Raw genomic sequence first — 26081 nt, forward strand, 5'->3', positions numbered from 1 at the left:
TATAACTTTTGAATTGATGTTTTAGTATTTAACGTTTTTAATTATAATTTTTTTAATCAGTTTTTTTACTGTTGAAGTTTCTTATAATGGTGTTAAATTCCTCGCTAACTTTAATAAAGGTCTCTAAGAGTTCAAGTTCTTTGTCTTTTGCTAACAATTGGCTATCTATGCTTTTTGCTTCATAAAATTCAAAAAACAAAAACTTTTTGTCGGCATCAATCTTTAGGGTATTGGTTAATAAAGTATCGTTAAAAAGTGTGTGATTATTATTAAACAAAGTGTCTAAATCTTGATAATTAATAGGCTTGAAAGGTGCTGCTTTATTTTTATTCTTAAAGAGCTTTCCAATTAAACCAATAATTTTGACAAGGTCTAAATTACCGCTCGGCATCTTTCCATATAAATGAGGGTTATTTTTTATATCCTCAAGTATTTGGTTTTTTAATGCCGTTTCCAACTTAACAATATCTGCTACTTTATCTTTTTGAGTACCATCGATTATTACTTCTTTAAGTCTGTTTTTTGCTTCCTTTAACTGGATTACAAAAGTTTCGGTTTCGTAAACAGGCTTTACAATAATATACTGCTCAATATAAAATAAAGCGCTTGCTTTAAGCGTATCGTTAACTTTTGCTTTAATGGTAAACGCTCCATTTTGGTTGGTGAAGACACTGTTTTTATTAGAGAGATTTTCAATTTTAATAGATTCAATAGTGGAAGTTTCATTATAAACAACACCGTTAATAGTTTGAGCTGTTAATGAAATAGAACCGAGAAAAATAAGAAAGAGGTAGAATTGTTTCAAATAATTAACGCTATTGGTTGTTTCAAAAATAGAATTATCACCAGTTTGGGATAGTAAATTATGAAACTTTAACAGCGAAATTAAGAGATGTTAACAGAATATATTTTTTACGGTTTCTACAATTCGAGCTGGCTTAAAGGTTTTATTTTCCATAAAACACCATTTAGTTTCAGATTTTGCTAAGAGTGTATTTGTTTTTGCATTTAAAACTTCTACTATTCTGGTTGAGGTGACACCTTCGGCATTGGTAACATAGGTTTTTAGTAGCAACTCATCGTTTAAAAATGCAGGCTTTTTGTAGTCTATGGTATGCGATAGTAACACCCAAAAATATTGCTCTATAATATTTTTTGAAGCTTTTTGTTCCCAATGCGATTTAGCAATGGTATTAACCCATTCAATATAGCGTACATTGTTTACGTGGTTTAACTCGTCGAGATCATTGACCGAAACAATTATATTTTGGGTATAAACTTTCAAATTATTTTTCTATTATTTTAACCTCAAACAGTTTATCCCATCGTTTTCCTGTTACAAAAATGGTTTGTGTTTCCGGGTTGTAGGCAATACCATTTAAAACATCTAAACCTTTGTGCTTGGTTACCAATTCTTTTAGCGGAGAAAAATCTATAACGGCTTCGGTTGCACCATTTTTAGGATTTATTATAGCCACACCATTTCTTTGGTAGATATTGGCGTATATTTTTCCGTTAATCCATTCTAGTTCATTAAGCTTTCCTATTTTACCCTTATTGGTGTAGACTTGAATATGACCATCTTCAACCAATGTTTCAGGATTTAATAACCATATTTTTTCTGTTCCATCACTTTTATAAAGCATATTGCCATCATTACAAATGCCCCAACCTTCCTGGCTTTTACCAAATTTAAAGGTACTTGTACGCTCGAAAGTATCTGCATTGTAAACAAAACCTTTCCCGCTTAACCAGGTTAACTGATACAGTTTTTTGTTTAAAACAGTAAGGCCTTCACCAAAATAATTATCGCTTAATTTAATGTTTTTTAATATCTCGCCTGTTTTATAATTCACTTTACGCAATTTGCTTTCACCTTTTTGCCCAGTGCTTTCATGCAACACACCGTTATAAAACTCTAATCCTTGCGTGTAAGAAGTAATATCGTGAGGATAGGTGTTAATAATCTCGTAAGTGTAAACTTTAGGAGTAACATCGTTTACAATAGAAATGTTTTGCATAACCGTTTCTGTTTCACCATCGTAATTTACTGTGGCAATAATATCATGACTTCCTAATTTAAAATTGTTTAGCGTTGCTGTTTCAGCAATCTCTTTACCATCTAATGTATAACTAACCGATTCTATTTCAAGGTTTTTTGGGTTTTGAATGTTAAGTTTTAATTCTTCATTTAATGCAATGGTATTATTTGTTGCATTTGTAGAAATATTAAAGTTTTTTTCAGCTTTATCACCATTGCAATTTGAAAGCGTGGCAGCTAAAAATATGATAATAAGGTGTTTAATTATGTTCATTGTCATCTTATAATTTTAAGCAAGATATTTATTAAAATTCAGTTTAAAAAATCATTGTGATAAATTTAAAAAGATTGTATCTTTGCAGCGGCAAGTCCTACACAACCAGCTCCTGTTGAATCCTCCAGGTCGGGAACGAAGCAAAGGTAAATGGTCGTAGCGGTGTGATGTAGGTAGCTTGCCTTTTTTTGTACCCTAAATTTAGGTTTTTTAGGCGAGCTTCTACATTACATTAGCTGTTTTAATTTTTTACAATTTTTGGCTATTACTTCAATTAATTTATTTCATTATTAGTTTTAAACTTATAACTTTTCTACTTTTAACTTTTAACTTATTTATATGTCTAAAGTCGTTTTAATAACAGGAGGTTCTTCGGGAATTGGGAAATCTATTGGTGAGTATTTAACGCAACACAATTATATTGTATATGGTACAAGTCGTAGTCCGGAAAAATACACCAATCATCCTTTTAATATAGTTGGCTTAGATGTAAAAAATGTACCGTCTATTAGCAATGCCGTTGCTGAAGTTATTAGTGCTGAAGGCAAATTAGATGTACTCATTAACAACGCTGGTGTGGGCATTACTGGACCTATAGAAGAAATTCCTGAAGCAGAGATTGAAAATAATTTTAACACCAATTTATTTGGGCCAATAAACGTTATTAAAGCCGTTTTACCGCACATGCGAAAGCAAAATAGCGGATTAATAATCAATATAACATCCATTGCTGGTTATATGGGTTTGCCATATCGTGGTATTTACAGCGCAAGCAAAGGCGCATTAGAGTTAGTAACAGAAGCTTTTAGAATAGAATTGAAAGATTTTAATATTAATATGGCAAATATTGCTCCTGGTGATTTTGCAACAAATATTGCTGCAGGACGCTATCATGCGCCTTTAAACGATAATTCTCCTTATAAAAAATACGGAAGTGTTTTAAATGATATCGATGAGCATGTAGATAGTAGTAGCGATCCTATTGCCGTAGCTAAGATGGTGCTAAAAGTTATTAAAGCCAAAAAACCAAGAATACACTATAAGGTTGGTGCTTTTATGCAAAAATTCTCTATTGTTTTAAAGTTTTTACTTCCTGATAAAGTTTATGAGAAAATGTTGATTAACCATTATAAACTTTAAATACTTGTACAGATTTAAAGATGATAGAATTTGTTAATATCATTTCATATCATTTTTTATTGAAAATAAAGAGAAGTTGTAACTTCGTAACTTAAAACACAACTAAATATTTAATATGAAATTTTTTATAGACACAGCCAATCTGGAGCAAATTAAAGAAGCTGAAGATTTAGGAATTTTAGATGGAGTAACAACAAACCCATCTTTAATGGCTAAAGAAGGTATAACTGGTACCGACAATATTTTAAAGCACTATGTAGCTATTTGTAACCTTGTTTCTGGTGATGTTAGTGCCGAGGTTATTTCTACAGATTTTGAAGGTATGGTTAGAGAAGGTGAAGCTTTGGCCGATTTACACGAGCAAATTGTTATTAAACTACCTATGATTAAGGATGGCATTAAGGCTTGTAAATACTTTAGCGATAGAGGAATTAAAACCAATGTTACTTTAGTTTTTTCACCTGGTCAAGCATTGCTTGCAGCTAAAGCTGGAGCTACTTATGTATCACCATTTATTGGTCGTTTAGATGATATTTCTACCGATGGTTTAAATCTCATAGCAGAAATAAGACATATTTACGATAATTATGCTTTCGAAACGCAAATATTAGCAGCATCTGTACGTCATACTATGCACGTAATTGATTGTGCTAAATTAGGAGCCGATGTCATGACTGGGCCTTTAAGTTCAATCGAAGGTTTATTAAAACATCCACTAACAGATATAGGTTTAGCTAAGTTTTTAGAAGATTATAAGAAAGGGAATTAAGCTTTAATGCCGTTTCGAACAGAAATTAAAAAGTCCTGTAATTTTATTTACAGGACTTTTTTAATGCTATATTATAATAAGTTTATTGATTTATTATACCCAGTAACTCCTGCTCGAAAGCAATGTTAAACATATTTGCTTTAGCATTTTCAATCTGTCCTTTCTTATTGAGAATAAATACTTTTACAATAGGTCTAACAGATAACGAATCTATGGATTGTTCTGGAAATTTAAATCGGTATTCATTATGAATTCTAAGATCATGACGTTTTAAAATGGTCACCTGTTCTTGATACGAAATAGAATCAGAATTAACCGCAATAAAATTAAATTCAGGATATTTAACATTTAACTCTTTAGCCCTTTTATGAGAGGATATAAAATGGTTTTTATTGCGTTTACTCCAAAAATAAATGACAGTTGGCATTTTAATAAGCTTTTGTATATTAACCTCTTTATTGTCTTTGTTAAGTAATATAACAGGTGGTATTTTATTGCCAGGTTTTAATCTTTTGTAAGAGTTTACAAAACGCGTGGCTTTTTCAATATCTTTAGCGTTAGTGCTTTTTTCTTTAAAAGCTTGAAGAATTTCGTCGTAATCTTCTGTGTTTTTAGAAACACTTATAAACTGGGCAATAACGTGCCTGAGCAATCCGTTTTTAATCTCTTCGTTACTCACTTTTTCATCTATAATATTAAGCTTGTCAATGTTATAATGTACATCTAATTTGTTGTATGCGCTGTCTTTAGAATGCTCAAAATGATTTTGTAAAGCAAGATTATTAAAGTGATATCTTAAAAACGAAAGATACGGACTGTAATCTTTCAGGTTTGTATTGTTATAGTCTACATCATCTCTGTAATCGTAAAAATCTTCAGGTAAATTATTAAAGGCATCTAACTCAGAAATTTTATAATTAGCAAGTGGATATAATTCTTTATGAGAATAATATTCGTAATTAATACTGCCTTCAGCTATTTCATCAAATAACTCGGAAGTTTCATTTTTAAGTTTAAACTGCTCTAGTTTCTTTAATTTTCGGTCTCTATGTAAGCGGTAAATGCTATCAAATTCTCTGGCATCCTTTTGCCCTAAACCTAAAATTTTGTCGTCTTCCTGTTGGTTAAGAAGGTACATTTCCATTAGGAAATTGTTCTCTTTACCACCTTTTCCTGTATAGACGAGGGATTCATCAAAATCAATGGTATTTAAACGTAATTTAAGACTATCTTGATGTTCAATTAAAATATTTTGAAACTCTCTACCATCGTAAAAACTGTACAAGCCTGGTTCAAAATCACTTATAGAATAAGAAAACCTGTTTTGTTTATCTAAAAAGATAGTGTCTATTACCTTTCCAGATTTTTTTAAAACAAGATATTTGCTACTTGGATTTATAATCTCACCTCCAATATATGCTTTAGTATCATTGATGTCTTGAGCATCGTCTTTACAAGACGACAGCACAAGCGCAAAGACAGCTAAAAGATGTAGGACGTTAAATTTCATAAAATATAATAGCAATAGTTAGTTAAACAAAAGTATGTTTTGAAAGCTTGTATTGGTGTTAATGCGCTGTTAAATTGAGATTAAAATAAGTTAAATCTTTTAGCTTTAATGGGTTATAAGTGTATTTATAACTCTGCTTTTGTTTTTTGGTACCGAAGATATTATATACTTTTGCAAAAACTTACAATCGTTTTATAAAAACTAAACATTTGGTGTTTGTAAGTATCAAATAAAATAATCTGAGTTTAAAATAAATATAATACATGTTATCAGTTTCAAATCTTTCGGTGCAATTTGGTAAACGCGTACTATTCGATGAGGTTAACACAACTTTCAATAATGGTAATTGCTACGGAATTATAGGTGCCAATGGTGCAGGAAAATCGACGTTTTTAAAGATAATCTCCGGACAGCAGGAAGCAAATTCCGGTCATGTACATTTAGAGCCAGGAAAACGTATGTCGGTTTTAACGCAAGACCATAATAAGCACGATGCAGATACGGTTTTAGAGACGGTTTTAAAGGGTAATAAGCCTTTATATAAATTGAAATCTGAAATCGATGCTTTATACGCAGATTATACCGATGAAAATGCCGAAAAAATAGGGGAGCTTCAAGTACAATTTGAAGAAATGAATGGATGGAATGCCGATAGTGATGCTGCAGCAATGTTATCTAACTTAGGTATCGATGCAGACCTGCATTATACTGTAATGGGAGACTTGGACGGAAAGCAGAAAGTACGCGTGTTATTAGCACAGGCACTTTTTGGGAATCCAGACGTTTTAATTATGGATGAGCCTACCAACGATTTAGATTACGAAACCATTGGCTGGTTAGAGAATTTTTTAGCCAATTATGATAATTGCGTTATTGTAGTTTCTCACGACAGGCACTTTTTAGATGCGGTTTGTACACATATTAGTGATATAGATTTTGGGAAAATAAATCATTTTTCTGGTAATTATACCTTTTGGTACGAGTCTTCACAGTTAGCAGCAAGACAACATGCACAGCAAAATAAAAAAGCTGAAGAAAAGAAAAAGGAATTAGAAGAGTTTATTCGTCGTTTCTCTGCAAACGTAGCAAAAAGTAAACAAGCTACCAGTAGAAAAAAGATGATCGATAAATTAAATATTGGTGATATTAGACGCACGAGTCGTCGTTACCCAGCCATTATATTTGAGCGTGACAGAGAAGCAGGAGATCAAATTTTAAATGTAAATGGACTTGCAGCTTCTATTGATGGAGAAGTGTTATTTAAGGATATTGACTTAAATTTAAATAAAGGTGATAAAGTGGTGTTATTTTCACGCGATTCTCGAGCTACAACAGCATTTTACCAAATTCTTAATGGTAACGAAAAAGCAGATGCAGGGAAATTTGATTGGGGAGTAACTACAACACAATCTTATTTACCATTAGATAATAGTGATTTTTTCAATAACGATTTAACTCTTATCGATTGGTTACGCCAATGGGCACAAACCGAAGAAGAGCGTGAAGAAGTTAATATTCGTGGCTTTTTAGGCAAAATGATTTTTAGTGGTGAGGAAGCGTTTAAAAAATCGTCTGTATTATCTGGAGGAGAAAAAGTTCGTTGCATGTTATCTCGTATGATGATGACAAGAGCAAATGTTTTACAGTTAGACGAGCCAACAAATCACTTAGATTTAGAAAGTATTACAGCTTTTAATAACGCACTTAAAAACTTTAAAGGCACCGTATTATTTACTACGCACGATCATGAATTTGCGCAAACTGTTGCAAATAGAGTGGTAGAGCTCACACCAAATGGCGTTATTGATAAATACACAACGTTCGATGAGTATATGCAAGACCCTAAAATAAAAGAATTAAGAGATAAAATGTATGCAGTAACTGCTTAATATCACTTACAGCGTTGAGTATACATCAAAGAGAAAAAACCTTATAAAATCAACAATTTTATAAGGTTTTTTAAGTTTTATAGTATTGCTATTTATTAATTTAATCAGCTTCCATTTCACCACGAACGGTTTCCACAATGCGTACCGCTTTATCGGTTTCGCTTTCATGAACATAAATTTCGGGTTGTCCAGGCAGCGTGGCACCAAAGCCAGCGAGTCGTCCAGACTCGGTTTCGTCTTTAATTACGGGGTTAATGCCAATGTCTTCTAAACGTTGCTTAATAATTTGCACGACTATCGTGTTACCAGTATAAATTTTTATGTATTCAGAATCTGTCATAATTTTAATTTAATTGTTACTCTTAAATATACAAAATTAATGCGAAACCTAATCACGTTTTATAGAGCTAAAAATTGGTGTTAAAAACATACAAAATTAATTTATTTTCGTTTAACTTATAGGTCTAATATATAAATAGTTACGGTTATGAATGGGAAAAATTACTACACATTATTACTGGTCATTTTATTTTTTGGTGTTTCAGCTAATAGTATTGCTCAACAGATATTAAACGATAAAAATACCCAGATTGAAAAGACAGAGCATAATAAACGCACAGATATTATTTCATTTTTATCTGCTTCTAAAGAGCATGCTACGCTCTTAAATTATTTAAAATCCACAGGTTTAGACGAGTTGTTTTCTACAGAAATCAGTTTTACACTTTTTGCTCCAACCAATGCTGCCTTTGAAAAATTACCAAAAAGCGTTTTAGAAGCGTGGAATTTACCAGAAAATAGTGAATTGCTTAAAAGCGTTTTAAATAATCATATAATCACAACAAACGTAAATATAGCCTCCATTTCTGAATCTATAACAGAGCACAATGGAAAGATAGAGTTAACAACTAAAAACGGTGCAAAACTTACTGTTTTTGCCAAGCAAGGTATATTAACAGTTAAGAATGGTAAGCATAAAAATGCGCTGATAGAAACTTCAGAAAAGCTGCAAACAAATGGTTCTGTCCATATTGTAGATACAGTAATTTTGCCTCAATAGCTTACTTATTTTATATAAATAGACAAAAGCAACCACTTAAAGGTTGCTTTTTTATTTTTGGTTATTTTAGCGTGTAATAATATCTTGACTATGATTTTTTTCTTTGGAACACGAGCCAGTAAAATAGGGCAAAAGCGCTTAAACAATGTAACCTGCCCTTATTGCCAAACACAAAATTCATTTATAGCAACAACATATGGTCGCTACGTGCATTTTTTTTGGATTCCTTTATTTCCTATTGGTAAAACAACACTTGCCGAGTGTACGCATTGTAAAAAAACCTACGCTCAAAACGAATTTACCGACCAAATACAAAGAAGTCTGCAAAGAGAAAATGAAATAAATCCCTCTAAACGTCCATTCTGGCATGGTTGCGGATGCCTTATTATTGTTGCATTTTTTGTAACTACAGTTGGTGCAGCTGCCATTGGAGCCATTTTTTATGATAAAGACATAGATAATATGCCAGAAGATGTAAGGTTTAACAAGTTAAAGGAAGATAGGGATCGCGTGACTTCAAACATCACTTTCGAAACCGATTCTATTGCATTTTCAGTACAACAATGTATTAATTCATCGGTTGAAGGCTTAAATACTGAAAACATAAAATATGCCTCGCAATTAAACGGAGAAAAACTAATGCTAATTTTAAAAGTCCTGGATATGAAATCTGTTGAGAAATCTTCTCGAAAAGAATTAGTGTTTGCAGTAGAAGACTGTCTGGATGAATTAAAATACACTAATATTACAGAACGCTATATTGCTGTTGATGGTAAATGGAATATGCTTATGGTAAAAACACCTTATGAAGCAGACTTAGAAGGGAAATATGCAAGCGAGGCTAAGTTATTGCGTTTTTATGACAACACCTTAACAATCCAGAAGGAAGAAATACAATAAAATAATTTTCCCATCGCTGTTAATTATACATGCTGTCCCAGATTACGGTATTAAAATTTTTTTTCTGCGATATGGCATAGAAAATTATTACACCAATTACCGACTTAAACATAAACAGAAATAAAATAAAAAATTTAGAACTTTCTAAAGCAATAGTGGATGAAAACCCATTACATAAATAGGTAATTAAAAGGCTAATACATAGAGCAGTTACTAATAACGTTTCAAAATTTCTAAATGGTAACATGAGCCATTTTCTTAATGGATGTAAGTCGTTTCCCCATTTATGAACAAGATAAAAATAGCCATTACCAATGGGTGCAAATAATAAAGGGTCGTCTGGTTTTTTAAGTTTGAAAAGCTTTGAAGGCGCCATAATTTTAAAGCCTTTTAAAGTAGTGTTATGCTCCTTTTCTAAGTCTTTAATTTTTGTGATGGCTTCTTGAGGGAACTCGTTTTTAAAATATTTTGTATCTAAAAAACGTAAGCGATATGCTATGCACGTTGCTTTAATGGTGTTAATATGAAAGATATGTTCAGAACGTAACAAATCGAAATTAAACGCATTGGTAATAGCGCTGTCTCCAAAGTGTAATGTTTTAATAATGCTGTCGTTGTGCAGGTCCTGAGCTTGTAATATCTCTTTTACTTGTTCTAAAAGAGAGGAGGAGGTGTAATCTCGTCGCTTTCTTTGCTCTAAACACTCTCTTATGTTTGTAGATTTTAACAACATAGCCTTTCAGTTTTTATAAAAGTAAGACTTAATAGATTAAAATACAAGCATGTAAGAGTAGTGCTCTAATTATTAAGCCCTAAAATAATTGTAAAGTTTATAGGCGCCATAACCAAATAAAATAACTGCAATTATAAGTCTAAAGCTACTGTTGTTATCGTCAACAATATAGAAATGCTTATATACTCCATAGGCTCCAATGCCAGCAAAAGCAATACCTGAAAACAAGTTCCAGAAACTTTTTTGTTGTGGGTTGTTGTTTTGTGTTTCCATAATTATCTTAATTCAGCACCAAGTTTACTTTCAAAATTATTTTGAAGTTTGTTCATTACTTTATCCACCACTTTATCCGTTAGCGTTTTATGCTCATCCTGAAACATAAAACTTACGGCGTAACTTTTTTTGCCTTTAGGTAAGTTTTTACCTTGATAGACATCAAATAAATTTACATTTTTAAGTAGTTGTTTTTCGGTTTGTTTTGCGATGGTGTGGATGTCTTCAAAAGTAACATTAGCATCTAATAACAACGCAAAATCACGTCTAACTTCAGGATACTTTGGGATATCTGTAAACTTAATTTTGTTGCGTTTTGCCACTTCAATTATATTATCCCAATTAAAATCTGCAAATAATACTTCTTGAGCAATATCAAAATGCTTGTTAATTTTCTTTTTAATAACACCAAAATCTACTAAAATCGTTTTACCTAAACTGTATTGTATGCCTTCAGTAAATACATCGTTTTTAACAGGTGTTGCTCTGTAACGCGAGATGCCTAAACGTTCTAAAGTAGCTTCAATAGTACCTTTCAAATAAAAGAAATCTCCTTTTTGTTGCGGTGCATACCAACTTTCATCTGTTTTGTTACCTGTAACAAAAAGTGTTAAATGTTTAAATTCTTCTCGCGAACCATTGTAGTCGTGATATGTTTTTCCAAATTCAAAAAACTTAAGATTACCACGTCTTCGGTTAATGTTATAGGAAATAGCTTCTAATCCAGAAAATAATAACGACTGTCTCATAACAGATAAATCGTTACTTAACGGATTGAGCATGGTTACATTATGTGCATCATTTAATTGTTCGCTTAATGCAATATAATCTGGTGTGGTAAGCGAATTTGCCATAATCTCATAGAATCCCTGAGATGCCAGCATATTACCTACAATATTTTGTAATTTATGATCTTCAAATTTCGAAGAGTTAGAAATCGATGCGTTAAGCTTAGTGGTTGTTTTTACATTATTATAACCATATACACGAAGAATTTCTTCTATTACATCTGCTTCACGTTGCACATCGTTTCTGTACGCAGGAATGGTTAAACCCAATCCGGTTTCGGTAACATTATTTACTTTTATTTCTAAAGAGGATAAAATACTTTTTATAGTTTCCTTTGGTATCTCTTGTCCAATAAGCTTTGTCACCTTGTCGAAAGTAATATGCACCTGGAAATCTTCAATTTTATTTGGGTAAGCATCAGAAATGTCACTTGTAATTTCTCCGCCAGCAACTTCTTTAATTAATAATGCAGCACGTTTTAAAGCATATTCTGTAATGTTTGGATCTATACCACGTTCAAACCTAAATGAAGCATCTGTATTTAAAGCGTGACGCTTTGCTGTTTTTCTCACACTTACAGGATTAAAGTAAGCACTTTCTAGGAATATTTTAGAGGTGTTTTCTGTAACACCAGAATCAATACCGCCAAAAACACCAGCAATACACAGTGGCTTTTCAACATCACAAATCATTAAATCCTCTTCGTGTAATACTCTTTCTATGCCATCTAAAGTGATGAATTTTGTGCCTTTGGCTACGGTTTTAACTTCAATTTTATTACCAGAAATTTTATTAGCATCAAAAGCGTGTAAAGGTTGCCCTAACTCGTGTAATACATAATTGGTGGCATCTACGATATTGTTTATAGGAGAAAGCCCAATAGCTTTTAAGCGGTGTTGCATCCACGAAGGCGACTCACCAACTTTAACACCAGAGATAGTAACACCACAATAACGTGGCGCTAATTCTTTATTTAAAACCTCTACATCTATTTTTAAACTTCTACTATCTACATTAAAAGCGCTAACCGATGGTGTAATTAATTCTAAACTCACGTCTTTTTGCAGTAAGCCGGCTTTTAAATCGCGAGCCGTACCAAAATGGCTCATGGCATCTGCACGGTTTGGAGTTAGCCCGATTTCGAAAACCTGATCGTTTTCAATATTAAACAAATTAGCACAGGCAGTGCCAACTTTAGTGTCTTCTGGTAAAACCATAATCCCGTCATGAGACTTCCCTAAGCCTAATTCATCTTCTGCGCAAATCATACCATGGCTTTCTTCACCACGAATTTTACCTTTTTTAATGGTCCATGCTTCACCTTCTTGAGTATACAACGTAGTGCCAATAGTGGCAACAGGTACTTTTTGTCCTGCAGCAACATTTGGCGCACCACAAACAATTTGTAACGGTTCGCCAGAGCCAATATTTACAGTGGTTACTTTTAATTTATCTGCATTACTATGTTGTTCGCAGGTTAAAACTTCGCCTACAACAACACCTTCCAGTCCGCCTTTTACACTTTGGTAAGTGTCAATACCTTCTACTTCCAAACCTAAATCTGTTAATAATTCGCCGGTTTGTTCTGGCGTCCAATCTATGTTAACAAACTGTTTTAACCAGTTGTAAGAAATCTTCATTTGTTATGCTTTAAGAGGGCAAATATAAGAATAGTTGCGTGTTCTTGAAACAGAAGAATGGCTTTTTTATTTCCTTAAAACTTTCTTTATAATATGTTAATTGTGAATAGTAAAACATCTAAAATCTATGACTAAACGTAACTTATGTAAACAAAATTTATTAATCTATTAAAAAAATATCCCACAAATGAAAAATTTAAAAACAGCACTATTTTTTGCGGTTGCCTTATTTTTAGGAGCAACGCAATTTGCAATGGCTCAAGTTGAAGAAGAAACCGAAACAAAAGAAATGAGTAAAGAAGTTACCATTGAAAAAGAGGTTGAAATGGATACAGATACAGAAGACGTTGAGATTAAAACGAAACAAAAAATTAAAACAGACGTAAAAAGCGATCCTAAATTAGAAGTTAAGGACGAGCCGCTTAACCGTTTAGATGGTGAAGGCGTAAAAGAGGATGATGAAGATGAGCTTGAAGACGACGATAATTAAGCTTCCCTCAAAGCTTAATTACAGAAAAAGACATTGTGTTGTACAATGTCTTTTTTTTGTTTAAAAAATAAGCATTGCCATATGGCTTTTATATCTTCGTAGTTTATTATTAATTTTTTAAAATACAAAACATGCGTAATATCGTTTCCTTCTTAATAGTAACCATTGTACTGTCTTGTCAAGATAAACCCACTCAGGAATTTCTCTCTTCTGGTGATTACAGAGCCGAAATACTAATTGCTGAAAATGAAGTGATACCATTTACTTTTAAAGTTAACGACGCTAATAACTTAACCGTTTTTAATGCTGAAGAACAAATTGAAGTCGATGAAATTACATACCGTAACGATTCTGTATTTATAAACATGCCAGTGTTTGAAGCGCTTTTAGCAGCAAAAATTAAAGATGAAACCCTAAACGGAAACTTTATAATAGAAGGCAAAGAGCGAGTAGTCCCTTTTAAAGCTGAAAAAAACAACACACGTTTTAATATTACTGCTAATGCCGAAGCTAATATCGCAGGAAACTGGGAAACCGTATTTAGCCCAGACAGTGAAGATGATAAATATATTGCCAAAGGTGTATTTAAACAAAACGGAAACCAGGTTACAGGTACTTTTTTAACCGAAACTGGAGATTACCGTTTTTTAGAGGGTGTAATTAATGGCAACGATTTAAAACTCTCTACTTTCGATGGTGCACATGCCTTTTTATTCACTGGCACAGTAATCGATTCTACCATTAACGGAACCTTTTACTCAGGAAACCATTGGAAAGAGCCGTTTACTGCCAAGCGCAATGCCAATTACCAATTACCAAGCGCAAACGAACTTACGTATTTAAACGAAGGTTACGATAGTTTGGCCTTTACCTTTCCAGATGCCAATGGTAATATGGTTTCACTTAGCGACGAGCGTTTTAAAGATAAAGTGGTATTAGTACAAATTATGGGAACCTGGTGCCCAAACTGTTTAGACGAAAGTAAATACTACGCAGACTTCTATAAAAACAATAAAGACAAAGGATTAGAAATTGTAGCCTTAGCGTTTGAATATGCAAAAACCGATGAGAAAGCCTTTACAAGCATTAAACGTTTACAGGATAGAATAGATATTACTTATCCTATTTTATTGGCACAAACAGGAAGTACAAGCAAACAAAAAGCACAGGAAAAACTACCTATGCTTAACCACGTGTTAAGTTACCCAACCACTATATTTATAGATAAAAAAGGGAAAGTACGCAAAATACATACTGGCTTTAATGGTCCTGCAACTGGTGAAAAATTTGTGGAGTTTAAGAAAGAGTTTACTGGGTTTGTGGGTGAGTTGTTGGTGGAGTAGGGTTGTGAATTTTTGTTTGAGGGTTTTGTGTATGGTTAGTTGCGTGGTTAAGTAACTATTTAGTAAATAATTACCGACAAATAAAGTCCACAAGGACTTTCGTAAGTAGGCGAGAAGCCAGCAATAAATTATATACGGTGTTGTGCGTTCGTGTTTTATTTAACTAATTTTAATCTTTCACAATTTTCATTTATTCTTTCAAGAGCTGAAATAAATTCAGACGTATCTAAAAAGTAACTTGGATATGCTTTTTTCAATGATTTTATTGATGCTGCTGCTACAAGAACTACAGCATTTTCATTTTCCTTAATATCCTTTTCTAATCTTAAATATTCTTCTGAAGCAATTTCATAATCTCTTTTTTTGAAAGTCTGAATATTTACGAACTTTTCTTTAACATTGATGTTTATTAAATAATAATCTCCATAAAATTTCTCAATTTCTATTTGTCTCGCTGAAATTCGTAATGCCTTGAGAATATCTATAACTTTTAGTTCATTAGTTAAATTAAAGCATTCAACCATTAAGTTCTCCATTGAGCGTTCTTTATGTTCTTCTAAAACAGGTAATTCCTCTTTAATTGCGAAAAGAGAACTAACTATCTTGAAAAAATCAAGCCATTCATCAGGTCCTTGGCTCGATTTAAGAGAGGTTTTGGTCAAAATACCTGCTGTTTCTACAGCAGTTGCCCAATTGTGTTGTAATTTAGTTCTTATTTGTAATTCTAATAGAAGATTTTCGTATTTGTCTAATTTTGAATTGTATGTGTAAATAAAATGTATGCTTCTATATCCTGATTTTTTTGGTCTATCAACATAATCAACAGTTTTATTTAGTTTATGATTTGTTGTATTTCTTTCTAAAATGCTTTTTAACTTAAATAAATCTTTTGTGTCTTTAACAACAGCTCTGTAGCCTCCTATGTCTTGCATTCCACCAAGTCCCATTGATTCGTTCAAATCAAGTTTATACTCAATTGATGTCAAACGTTTTAATCTTTGTGAAATTAAGATTGGTTTAATTCTATGTTTTGTTAATATTCGAATTAAACCATTTTTCATAACGTTCAGCGGATGTAAATGATTTGCTCTCCAGTCATTTATTAATTCTAAAGCAATATTTCTTTCCTCAATGGATTTTGAGGTCATAATCTTTTTTCCTGCTTTTGTTATTTTTTTTCTACTATATTTCATTTTACAAATGACTCTCAACTATTTAAACGAAGTTAGCAGTTTAAACCCATAATCTTATAGCTATCAAGTAGTTAATTTTAACCAGTTATTAACAAATTTACACGTATTACTTTACACGTTGTAATCGCTCCACAACACCATCTGCCCAATCCTTAATGCGTGGTCCAAAGCATTCTAAAATAGCATCCACACCAACAACACTTCCTTTTGCTAAGCGACCTAATACGGCTAAATGTATGGTTTGTCTTTTGTTTTTAGAAACTACCAATCCGTTGGGTTTGGTTTCTACGCCTAATTCGCTGTGTATGGGTTGTATTAAGCTATCTTGTAACAGGTTAGTTACCAAAGGTGAGGTAACTTTTACAATTTTTGGAGCATCTAAAACGGTATTTACCATTGTGTCTACCGTAACCTGTTGTCCATCCTTCTCTAATAGCCATCCTTTTTTTGTTAATGTTATTTCTGGGTCATCAAGAACATTTAAATTTAAAGTGCCTTGGTAAATTAAAGCTAGCAGCTGTTGTAAGCTTTCAATTGGTGGTGCAAAAGCGTAGCGTTTCATACGCTCGTCTAAAGCAATAACCTTGCTTATTACGTCGTCTTTAAGCGCAGAATGCGACATGGTTTTGTATAGTGTTGGTTCGCAATGGCGCCATACTTGCCCCAAACAGAAATCTAAACTTATAGGTTTTTTGGCGCTTGCCATATCTACAAATGCTTGGATAATAACTTCTGTGGCATTTTTATTAGACACAATTAACTCGTGCGTAAAATGTTCGTTCTTTAAATAGCTACTAATAATAGCTTTTAATGCTTTTACAGAGTAGTTGTGTGCATAGGCTTTATTACCCAAATTTATGTATTGCTGTGCTGCAACAGTTGCCATGGCATCAATTAAAAAGGCGTTGCCATTACTGTAGTTGGCATCGTTGCTTACTTGTGACAAATCAGATTTAAAAGCAAGAAGCAAAGCTTTAGAGGGTTTAAAAAGCGCATCGACTTTAGCGTTTAGTGGTTTGCTTGCCATTGGTAACCCGTCTAAAGAAAACGGAATAAGGGTTAAGTTAGCGTTTCCGGGTTTGTAAATCATTTTGTTGGTTTCGGGATCTACAATTTCAAAACGGCCACCATTTGCTTTGGTGATGGCTCTAATAACATCTATGGTTGCCAAACCAAAACCTCTAAAGCCAACGGTATGTGTTTCATTTTTAAAATCGACAGTTAAGATGTTTTTTATAGGGTAGGCGTCTGCAAATACTTTTACAGTCGCATTATCTTTAGCATAATCCATCCATTTTTTAAGCTGTTTGGACAGTTTGGTGTCTTGATGGCCAATGGTGAGTAATACTTCATCTGCTGCAAACGTTTTGTCGTTGCTTAATGTAATAGTCAAATCACCATCAGCGATTTTGGTTAATGCTTTTACTTCGGCATTAACCACTTCTAAAATATCGTGCTCAGTTAATTGTGTAGCAATCGATTGGTAGCGTGCTCGTAAATAATCTCCAATTTCGGAGCGTTTAGGATAGACATCATGAACTTTATTTTTTAATTCCTTTTCGTCTATACCTTTCCAATCGTGATAGGATGGAAACGCCTCTATATGAAGCTGGTTTATAGCTATTTTAGGTCGTTTTTCTATGGTTAGCGCACGATTAGAAATGTTGAGCCAATTAGTGTCTGGCTGGTTAGAACGGTAGATATAGCCACTGCCAAGTTGGTTGGTTCTTTCAAAAATTAAAATTTTAACGGCTGTTTTATTATTTGTCTTTGATAATGCAAGGACAAAATTTTCTAATGCTGAAAGGCCTCTTGGACCACATCCTATAATTGCAATGGTTTGAGTTGGTTTGGTCATATTCGTGTTATAAATAAGTTTACAACCTATGCTTTAAATGGTTAGTATATTGCTTCGAAGGCTTCTATTTTGATTGTTATAGCTAATTATTCAATCCAGATGCTGTCTATTAAAAGTTTAAAAGATTCCTCTTTTTTGTTACCTATTAAAAAGGCGCATTCTTCAATTTGTGCTTTGTCAAAATTAGGGTAATCCAATGTGCGGCCTCGAAATGCAGGATACATATTGTTTAATTTTATAGTAATGGTTTCCCATTCGCCAGAAGTTGTAAACTCACCAATGTAGGTGTAGCGGTCATCTCTGTCGTTTTTAATTCGGAATTGATAGGCTTTGCCATCGCCTTTTAATCTAATAGAAACTTTGGTGTGGTTAAATACGCTTATAGCCTCAGTATCGTAACGCACCGACGAAAAGCCACCGTTGTTTTCCAAAGAAATATTGCCACTAAAAACACCGTGACCATCGTTATTTACAGAAAATGTACCGTTGGAGCGTCCGCCCATAACCACATCGTCCACAATGCGCCAATTTGAAATGTTGGCATCTTTACTAAAATCGAAAATTGTAATGGACGTTGACATAAATAAGATGGTTAAAATGATGGCTAATAGTTTCATAGCATTTGCTTTACATCAAATTTACGGATTATAGTTAGGTAACATTCTCAACAAAAGGTTAAAACAACATGGTTTTAATATTGTTAGAAATTTAAATTATTTTAAAATTATGATTGTTTGTTTTTGTTTAAGTATTAAATTGAAAATTAATACAGAGTAAATGGAGCTTTCATGTTGAGATAGCAACGCAGCGTGTTAATAGTATTTTTTTTGCTCTAAAATTTAAATTAATAGTTATTAAACAAATGGCCAGCAAAAACGATAAAATTAAAAATTATCTCAAGACATACGCTTCCCAATTAGGAGCGTCTTACGGGGAGCATGATGGTATTTCAAAATTAGTTTTAAATAATAAACAGGGTGAAGGGTGTATTACAAGTTTTGAAATGAACAAGGCAATTTCGGTAAAAATTTATAATATAACATTTAATAAAAATCAAACATTTTCCTATAGCGAAGTCTATGACGATTCAATTTGTTTCCTATACTGTGTTAACGGTCATGTTTTTCATGAATTTAATGATGATATAAAGCAAAGGAAGTTTGGTAGGATGGAAAATGTAATTTTATATAGCTCTAATAACCATAAAAGTATTATAAAATTGCCAGCCAGTATACGTATAAAAATGACTGTACTCGTTGTGTCTAGACATTTAGATAAACAATTAGAGAATACAACAAAGCAACTTAGCGCTATCTCACAACTTGTTGCAGCAATAAATCAAGATCATTCTTCGAACTATTTTGCAGAAATAAATCCTTTAACCAACAAGTTTGCAAAGTTTTTAGTAGAAAATAAAAGGATGGATGCTGTGGGTTATTTAAAGGTTGAGAGCGCTGTTGTTAACACTTTGGCGTCTCAAATAGAGAATTATTATAGATATAAAAATAAAGCCTTAAATAATATTAATTTATCGCATGCCGAATTAAATGCAATTTCTAAGATTGGAGATTATGTTTTAGAAAATATTGATACAACCCTAAAGGTTGAAGACGTTTCTCAGCAATTTGGTATTTCGGGAAGAAAACTGCAATCTGGAATACAATTTCTTTACGGGCAAACCTTAACAAATTTTATTCGGGATATAAAGCTGGAACGTGCAAAGGAATTAATACAATTTACCAACATGAACATCTCGGAAATTTGTTATAGTATAGGTTTTAATAACAAAAGTTACTTTACAAAAACCTTTTCAAAACGCTTTGGCATTGTACCTGTAAAATATAAAGATTCGGTTATTAGAGAGGATTTTATTTTTGAATTAAGCTATAAATCCTCTGCTGTTACAAATCTTTCGGCATTAGACATTAACACTATTGTCTCAAGTGCCAGAGCTAATAATTTAAAATTGAAGATTACTGGCTGTCTTGTGTTTTATGAAGATTTATTTTTTCAGATTTTAGAAGGAAGAAAAGAGGATGTTTTAGAATTGTACGAGTGTATTAAGCGTGATAAAAGGCATTACAATGTTACGCTTCTTTCTAAGAGGGTATCGTTAAAAAGAAAATTTCCTTCATGGAGTATGGCAGCAATTTCCGACCGTGGAGAAATTAACATTCCACTAGATGGTAAACCATATATGCTTAATTTAAATAATATTATTGATGATGAAGAGATAACAAATAATAAAACTATGCTATTCTGGAAAAGGGTTCATAATATTATTAGAGATCTTGAAGAAGAGAAAATAAATAGTGAGGTTTTAATGTAATAAATATTAATTACCCATGTATAGTTTCACTTTTACCATAGCTTTTTATCAATTCGCCTTCAAACGCAACAAGTTCTTGCCAGCGTTTATCGACATCAATGCCTTTACCATATTTTCTGGCAAAGGTGATAAAGGTTGTGTAGTGTCCAGCTTCGCTAATCATTAAATCGTGATAGAATTTAGACAATTCTGGATCTTTAATACGTTGAGAGAGCAATTTAAAACGTTCGCAACTGCGTGCTTCAATCATAGCAGAAAATAACAAACGATCTACAAAACTCTGTAGTCTGCTGCCGCCTTTATTCATAAACTTGTATAATTGATTTACATAATGGTCTTTACGCTCACGACCCAAGGTGTAGCCACGTTTTTTAATAATGTCGTGCACCATTTGAAAATGCTCTAATTCTTCTTTTGCTAACTCTAAAAGCGCAGTAACCAATTCTTCATGTTCGCTATTGTGTGTTATAATAGTAATGGCATTTGTTGCTGCTTTTTGCTCGCACCATGCATGATCGGTTAATATTTCTTCAATATTACTTTCTACAATAGTTACCCAACGTGGATCGGTTTCTAGTTTTAGGTGTAACATGCTCATGGTTTACTGTTTTTTGTAAAGATAATACATACCGATAAATTTTAAATTCTAAAAATTGAAATCTAACATTATTGCTCTATTTTGAAAAGCTATAGCTTTGTAATTTGCTTATGTTTTTTTACTGGTTTGAGAAAACAAAAAATGGCTAAACAAAAGTTTAACCATTTTTTTCTTTCAAAAAACAAACTTACTAATTCATTCTTAGAGCTTGTTTTTTCAATTCTTTTCCTGCTAATTTTTTATTTTTTTCTATAATAGGAATAGTTAACTCTCCATTTTTGATTGTGTATTTTCCTGGTTTGGTAACCATACCTTCGCAAAAGGAATTTTCTTTTCCTTTAATAACTATCCCGTTAAGTTTGTTATCGAAGCCTTTAATTATTAAATAACTTTTTCCTTCTTTTCCTTCGATAGTAAAATCATCTCCATTGTTTGCAATTAGCATAGCAGATATTTTTTTTGCTTTAAGTCCTTTTGGGTCTTCAGTTTCCCACGTATAACAGTAAGTAATAATAAGTATGGAGATACAAAATTGGTGCTCTCCAGGAGCTTCATTAAATTGTTCAATGGTTGGTTTTAATAAATCGTTAGAAGTGTTTGTTGCATTTAAATTTAACGCAAACAAAAAAGCAAATAGAATTAATGCAATTTTAGTGTTGTTAATAGCTTTCATAATAATATAGTTTTAATAATAGGCCTACTCTTTAGCTTTTCGGCTTCCGCTTATAGGACAAAACTATAGTTGAAATAGCTATAAATAAATAGTGAATCTATCAAGTAGCAAGTTGAGTGTATAAATTGTTTATTTGAGTTTATGTTTGGTAATTGGTTGCAGATAATGCGCTTAGCTTATGTAATTCCAAATATTTTTATACTTGCTCATTTGCTGGTACGTATTCATAATGGCAGCATTTTCATCACTCGACAACGATGGGTCTTTTTCCAACACTTGTTTTGCATAATAGCGCGCATGCTGTAAAATAGTATTATCCTTTATAATATCTGCAATCCTAAGGTTTAAAACACCACTTTGTTGCGTTCCCATAATATCGCCTGGACCGCGTAATTTTAAGTCGACTTCGGCAATCTCGAAACCATCATTGGTGCGTACCATAGTTGCTATACGTTTTTTACTGTTTTCTGAAAGTTTATGACTCGTCATTAAAATACAGAAACTTTGTTCTGCACCACGACCAACACGACCACGTAACTGGTGCAATTGCGATAAGCCAAAACGCTCTGCACTTTCAATAATCATAACCGAAGCATTGGGCACATTTACACCAACTTCTATAACGGTCGTGGCTACCATTATTTGCGTTTGCCCATTAATAAAACGTTGCATTTCAAACTCTTTGTCTGCAGGTTTCATTTTGCCATGTACAATAGAAATTTGATATTCTGGTGCAGGAAAATCTCGAGCAATACTTTCGTAGCCATCCATTAAATCTTTATAGTCCATTTGGGCACTTTCCTGTATTAAAGGATAGACAATATATACCTGTCTTTTCTTCTTAATTTCTTCACGAATAAATTGAAAAACTTTAAGTCTATTAGAGTCGTATCTATGGACCGTTTTTATCGCCTTTCTTCCGGGTGGTAATTCGTCTATAATCGAGATGTCTAAATCACCATAAACAGACATCGCCAAAGTACGAGGAATTGGTGTTGCGGTCATTACCAAAACGTGAGGAGGGAAGGTGTTTTTTTTCCATAATTTAGAGCGCTGTTTTACACCAAATCTGTGTTGCTCGTCTATAATTGCTAAGCCTAAATTTTTAAATTTTACCTTATCTTCGAGTAACGCATGTGTGCCAATTAGGATGTTTAATTCGCCATTTTCGAGCATGTCGTGGATTTCTCGACGTTCTGAAGTTTTACTTGAACCTGTGAGTATTTTAATACTGATATTCAATTTGTTACATAGTTCAAGCAAACGGTTGTAGTGCTGGACTGACAAAATTTCAGTAGGTGCCATTAAGCAAGCTTGGAAACCATTGTCAAGTGCTATGAGCATTGACATTAAAGCAACTATGGTCTTGCCAGAACCTACATCGCCTTGTAAAAGACGATTCATTTGGGCATTACTACCCAAATCTGCTCTAATTTCTTTTAGTACTCTTTTTTGCGCACCAGTTAATTCGAACGGTAAATGGTTTTTAAAAAAGGTATTAAAATGATTTCCAACGGTTTCAAAAGGAAAGCCTTTTATTTTCGATTTATGAATTAAATTTTTAAGAATTAATTGCAATTGGATGTAAAATAATTCTTCAAATTTAAGCCTGAATTCTGCCTTAGAAAGTAGCTCAGAATCCTTAGGAAAATGGATGTTAAAAAGCGCCTGAGATTTCGAAATTAATTTAAGATTTTCTAACAGATTTTTAGAGAGCGTTTCAGCAAATTTTCCACCAGTTTCAAGGAAGAGATTTTGCATGATTTTTATCATCACTCTGTTGGTGATTCCCTTGTTGGATAATTTCTCTGTAGAGGGATAAATGGGTTGCAAAGCAGAACGTAAATTTTGCTCATGCTCCGTTAATAATTCAATATCTGGATGCGGCATATTAAATTTGCCTCCAAAATTATTTACCTTTCCAAAAATGACGTAAGGGACATTAATTTTTAAGCCTTCACGAATCCATTTCTGTCCGCGAAACCAAACCAATTCCATAGTTCCTGTTTCATCCTTAAAAGTAGCAACCAAACGTTTGCCTCTTTTTTGAGCGACTTCCTTAAAACCAGTTATTTTTCCAATAATTTGTACCTCGGCAGGATTTTGGAATAACTCATTAACCTTGTAATACTTGGTACGGTCGAGATAACGATTAGGAAATAGGTTAATGAGGTCTTGATAGGAGTGAATACCAAGCTCCTTGCGAAGCAAATCGGCACGATTTGGTCCAACACCTTTTAAGTAATCTATAGGAGTTTGAAGATTGGTAGCCATAAGTGAACGAATTTAATGTATTTCTCTTGAAACTGAAAGTAGTTTATTGTTACTTCGAGTGAAATTCTTTTATAGAATTTATAACGAGAAGCTTTAAACTTTAAAGGTTCTCAATACAATTCTCCTGCGTCAAATGACACGAACTAAAGATTTTAAATTGTATTTCTGCTATCGCAGGAATGACAGAAAATTGTATTTTGGTCTAATCCTTGTTTAAAACCTATTTATGAGATTCTTATTTTTTGTTATTAGTGCCATAATGTGCTTTTCTTCGGGAGCGCAACAGACTGAATATGTTGATTTTAAAACTACTCAATCTAAACTAATAATCATTCCTGACTCCAGTATGGTTTTTGGTAATGTAAAATATTCATTTAAAATATTACGGAGCGTTGATTCTATTTATTTAGACGCTGTAAATATGAAGTTTTCAGACGTCCAATTAAATGGAGAAAAAGTAGCATCTAAAAATGATTTTAAAAAGATTTGGTTTAAATATAACTTCAAAGAAAATAATTTTTATTCTGTTAGTTTTAAATATGTCGCGTATCCAAAAAAAGCGATGTATTTTGTTAAAAGGAATGACGATTGGCAAATATGGACGCAAGGTCAGGGTAAATATACCAGCAACTGGTTTCCAAGTATAGATGATACAAATGATAAAATCGAATTTGATTTATCAGTTGTAAACAGTAATTACTATAACGTAATTGCGAATGGGAAAATAGTTAAACATAAAGATACATTAAACATCTCTCAATATCATTTTAGCATGCAAAAACCAATGTCAAGCTATCTTTTAGCATTAGCCATTGGAAAATATAAGAAAAAAGAAATCACCTCTAAAAGCGGAATCCCAATAGAACTCTATTACTATCCTGAAGATTCCGCCAGAGTAGAGCCAACCTACCGTTACACAAAACAAATGTTCGATTTCCTGGAAGAGGAAATAGGTGTTCCCTATCCTTGGCAAAACTATAAACAAGTACCTGTAAAGGACTTTTTATATTCTGGGATGGAAAATACAAGCCTCACGATTTTTAGTGATGATTTCATGATTGATGAGACTTCATTTATAGATAAAAATTATGTTAACGTAAATGCTCATGAACTTGCACATCAGTGGTTTGGAAACTTAGTTACAGCAACCCAAGGCAAGCACCATTGGCTTCAAGAAGGCTTTGCAACCTATTATGCCTTGCTGGCAGAACGCGATATTTTTGGAAACGATTATTATTATAATACACTTTATGAGTATGCCAAAGAGTTAATAACACAAGAGGTAGCTGGCGATGCCACTGCACTGTTAGACCCTAAAGCAAGCAGTACTACTTTCTATAAAAAAGGCGCTTGGGCTTTACATATTTTAAAAGAAAAAGTAGGAGAAAAGGCGTTTAAAGAAGCAGTTATAAATTATTTGAACAAGTACGCTTTTAAAAATGTAGCAACGGAAGATTTTATTACAGAAGTTGAAAAAATCTCCGAACAGGATTTAGGTGGTTTTGAAAAAGAATGGTTGGTTTCCACCACATTACCATTAGCAAAAATGAGAGCCAGTCTAAAGAAAAATGAAAGTATTGCGTTTCTGGAAACCATAGTAGAAGCACCTTATTTAAGTTTTAGAACAGACGATAAAGGTTATGTGCCTTCAAGCCTGGTTACTGCGTTACCAAAAGGTTATTATACCGAAAGACTTGCCGTTTTAAACGAGGCTCTAAAGAAACCAGAGTATCCAACGTACAAAGAGTTGATAGATGAAGCTTTTTCTTCTAATGAAATAAAAATTCGTCAATTGTTGGCGCAACGACTCCCAGAAGGTTTCAAAGAAGAGAATGAATCTTTATTAGAGGACGCATCGTACATTACTAAAGAGTTTGCATTGCTGAATTTGTGGTCTAAATACCCTAAGGGCAGAGCAAAGTATTTAGATGCAACTAAAGATGTTATCGGTTTTAACGATAAAAATGTAAAATGTTTATGGCTAACATTAGCCTTATTAACTCCAGATTATAATCCAGCATTTAATAACGTTTACATTAATGAACTTAACAGCTATACGTCACCAAAATATGGGTTTCAAACAAGACAGAATGCTTTTTCATATATTAACAATCTAAAGATTTTTAATACTAAAGCGCTAATTAATTTAAAAGACGCTACAAATCATCACAACTGGCGATTTAAAAGTTTTGCAAGAGATTTATTGAAATCATTAAGTGAAGACGAACAATATAAAGAGATAATTACTAATTTGCAGGCTAAGGAATAAATTTAAACAAGCAAAAAAGTAGAATTCCTTCTGCAA

General features: G+C 32.8%; 23 protein-coding genes and 1 other RNA gene. 10 read left to right on the forward strand and 14 right to left on the reverse strand.

The window, feature by feature from the left end; all coding sequences use genetic code 11:
* Positions 1-52 precede the first annotated feature (52 nt).
* From ACVC43_RS02910 to ACVC43_RS02920, 3 genes are all read right to left on the reverse strand, one after another.
* Positions 53-805 (reverse strand): hypothetical protein, encoded by a 753-nt coding sequence (locus ACVC43_RS02910; protein ID WP_452223066.1) that lies wholly within the window; start codon positions 803-805, stop codon positions 53-55.
* A gap of 90 nt (positions 806-895) precedes the next feature.
* Positions 896-1285 carry an acyl-CoA thioesterase gene (locus ACVC43_RS02915; protein ID WP_452223067.1) on the reverse strand — a complete coding sequence of 130 codons (390 nt, stop codon included), beginning with the start codon at positions 1283-1285 and terminating at the stop codon, positions 896-898.
* 1 nt (position 1286) lies between these two features.
* Positions 1287-2315, reverse strand: a complete 1029-nt coding sequence (locus ACVC43_RS02920) for a glutaminyl-peptide cyclotransferase (RefSeq protein ID WP_452223068.1) — start codon at positions 2313-2315, stop codon at positions 1287-1289.
* 88 nt (positions 2316-2403) lie between these two features.
* Between ACVC43_RS02920 and ffs the strand changes: the two genes are divergently transcribed.
* The 3 genes from ffs to fsa all read left to right on the forward strand — a co-directional run bounded on the left by ffs (position 2404) and on the right by fsa (position 4224).
* An RNA gene (gene ffs / locus ACVC43_RS02925) (signal recognition particle sRNA small type) lies at positions 2404-2502 on the forward strand.
* A gap of 152 nt (positions 2503-2654) precedes the next feature.
* Positions 2655-3455, forward strand: a complete 801-nt coding sequence (locus tag ACVC43_RS02930; RefSeq protein ID WP_452223069.1) for an SDR family oxidoreductase — start codon at positions 2655-2657, stop codon at positions 3453-3455.
* A gap of 115 nt (positions 3456-3570) precedes the next feature.
* Positions 3571-4224 carry a fructose-6-phosphate aldolase gene (gene fsa / locus ACVC43_RS02935; protein WP_452223070.1) on the forward strand — a complete coding sequence of 218 codons (654 nt, stop codon included), beginning with the start codon at positions 3571-3573 and terminating at the stop codon, positions 4222-4224.
* An 82-nt stretch (positions 4225-4306) separates the two neighbouring features.
* Here fsa and ACVC43_RS02940 read toward each other — a convergent pair whose 3' ends face one another.
* Entirely contained in the window at positions 4307-5734 is a 1428-nt protein-coding gene (locus tag ACVC43_RS02940) for a TlpA family protein disulfide reductase (RefSeq protein WP_452223071.1), read from the reverse strand.
* A 263-nt stretch (positions 5735-5997) separates the two neighbouring features.
* On the opposite strand from ACVC43_RS02940, the gene ACVC43_RS02945 reads away from it, so the two are divergent.
* On the forward strand, positions 5998-7623 hold the full coding sequence (locus ACVC43_RS02945) for an ABC-F family ATP-binding cassette domain-containing protein (protein WP_452223072.1): 1626 nt from the start codon (positions 5998-6000) through the stop codon (positions 7621-7623).
* 100 nt (positions 7624-7723) lie between these two features.
* Here ACVC43_RS02945 and ACVC43_RS02950 read toward each other — a convergent pair whose 3' ends face one another.
* Entirely contained in the window at positions 7724-7963 is a 240-nt protein-coding gene (locus ACVC43_RS02950; protein ID WP_452223073.1) for a putative signal transducing protein, read from the reverse strand.
* Between the two features lie 147 nt (positions 7964-8110).
* On the opposite strand from ACVC43_RS02950, the gene ACVC43_RS02955 reads away from it, so the two are divergent.
* Both ACVC43_RS02955 and ACVC43_RS02960 read left to right on the forward strand, forming a co-directional pair.
* Positions 8111-8683, forward strand: a complete 573-nt coding sequence (locus tag ACVC43_RS02955; protein WP_452223074.1) for a fasciclin domain-containing protein — start codon at positions 8111-8113, stop codon at positions 8681-8683.
* A 90-nt stretch (positions 8684-8773) separates the two neighbouring features.
* Entirely contained in the window at positions 8774-9583 is an 810-nt protein-coding gene (locus ACVC43_RS02960) for a zinc-ribbon domain-containing protein (protein ID WP_452223075.1), read from the forward strand.
* 19 nt (positions 9584-9602) lie between these two features.
* Here ACVC43_RS02960 and ACVC43_RS02965 read toward each other — a convergent pair whose 3' ends face one another.
* The 3 genes from ACVC43_RS02965 to pheT form a co-directional block, all read right to left on the reverse strand.
* A complete protein-coding gene (locus tag ACVC43_RS02965) occupies positions 9603-10316 on the reverse strand; it encodes a hypothetical protein (protein WP_452223076.1) in 714 nt (237 codons plus the stop codon).
* 72 nt (positions 10317-10388) lie between these two features.
* Positions 10389-10589, reverse strand: coding sequence for a hypothetical protein (locus ACVC43_RS02970; RefSeq protein ID WP_452223077.1), 201 nt, complete (start codon positions 10587-10589; stop codon positions 10389-10391).
* A gap of 2 nt (positions 10590-10591) precedes the next feature.
* On the reverse strand, positions 10592-13018 hold the full coding sequence (gene pheT / locus ACVC43_RS02975) for a phenylalanine--tRNA ligase subunit beta (RefSeq protein WP_452223078.1): 2427 nt from the start codon (positions 13016-13018) through the stop codon (positions 10592-10594).
* 187 nt (positions 13019-13205) lie between these two features.
* Here pheT and ACVC43_RS02980 point away from each other — a divergent pair, with 187 nt between their 5' ends.
* A complete protein-coding gene (locus ACVC43_RS02980; RefSeq protein WP_452223079.1) occupies positions 13206-13508 on the forward strand; it encodes a hypothetical protein in 303 nt (100 codons plus the stop codon).
* Positions 13509-13639: 131 nt separating this feature from the next.
* Entirely contained in the window at positions 13640-14851 is a 1212-nt protein-coding gene (locus ACVC43_RS02985; protein WP_452223080.1) for a peroxiredoxin family protein, read from the forward strand.
* A 155-nt stretch (positions 14852-15006) separates the two neighbouring features.
* Here ACVC43_RS02985 and ACVC43_RS02990 read toward each other — a convergent pair whose 3' ends face one another.
* The 3 genes from ACVC43_RS02990 to ACVC43_RS03000 all read right to left on the reverse strand — a co-directional run bounded on the left by ACVC43_RS02990 (position 15007) and on the right by ACVC43_RS03000 (position 18519).
* Entirely contained in the window at positions 15007-16044 is a 1038-nt protein-coding gene (locus ACVC43_RS02990; protein WP_452223081.1) for a RelA/SpoT domain-containing protein, read from the reverse strand.
* Positions 16045-16150: 106 nt separating this feature from the next.
* A complete protein-coding gene (locus ACVC43_RS02995) occupies positions 16151-17902 on the reverse strand; it encodes an FAD/NAD(P)-binding protein (protein ID WP_452223082.1) in 1752 nt (583 codons plus the stop codon).
* Positions 17903-17988: 86 nt separating this feature from the next.
* Entirely contained in the window at positions 17989-18519 is a 531-nt protein-coding gene (locus ACVC43_RS03000) for a CIA30 family protein (RefSeq protein WP_452223083.1), read from the reverse strand.
* Between the two features lie 245 nt (positions 18520-18764).
* Here ACVC43_RS03000 and ACVC43_RS03005 point away from each other — a divergent pair, with 245 nt between their 5' ends.
* Positions 18765-20231, forward strand: coding sequence for a BLUF domain-containing protein (locus ACVC43_RS03005; protein WP_452223084.1), 1467 nt, complete (start codon positions 18765-18767; stop codon positions 20229-20231).
* 10 nt (positions 20232-20241) lie between these two features.
* Here the strand turns inward: ACVC43_RS03005 and miaE are convergent, their stop codons facing one another.
* From miaE to recG, 3 genes are all read right to left on the reverse strand, one after another.
* A complete protein-coding gene (miaE, locus tag ACVC43_RS03010; RefSeq protein WP_452223125.1) occupies positions 20242-20823 on the reverse strand; it encodes a tRNA isopentenyl-2-thiomethyl-A-37 hydroxylase MiaE in 582 nt (193 codons plus the stop codon).
* A gap of 196 nt (positions 20824-21019) precedes the next feature.
* Positions 21020-21502, reverse strand: coding sequence for a hypothetical protein (locus ACVC43_RS03015; RefSeq protein WP_452223085.1), 483 nt, complete (start codon positions 21500-21502; stop codon positions 21020-21022).
* Positions 21503-21673: 171 nt separating this feature from the next.
* Positions 21674-23776 (reverse strand): ATP-dependent DNA helicase RecG, encoded by a 2103-nt coding sequence (gene recG, locus ACVC43_RS03020; RefSeq protein WP_452223086.1) that lies wholly within the window; start codon positions 23774-23776, stop codon positions 21674-21676.
* A gap of 226 nt (positions 23777-24002) precedes the next feature.
* Between recG and ACVC43_RS03025 the strand changes: the two genes are divergently transcribed.
* On the forward strand, positions 24003-26045 hold the full coding sequence (locus ACVC43_RS03025) for a M1 family metallopeptidase (RefSeq protein WP_452223087.1): 2043 nt from the start codon (positions 24003-24005) through the stop codon (positions 26043-26045).
* The last annotated feature ends 36 nt before the right edge of the window (positions 26046-26081 follow it).

The organism is Lacinutrix chionoecetis (assembly GCF_053604665.1).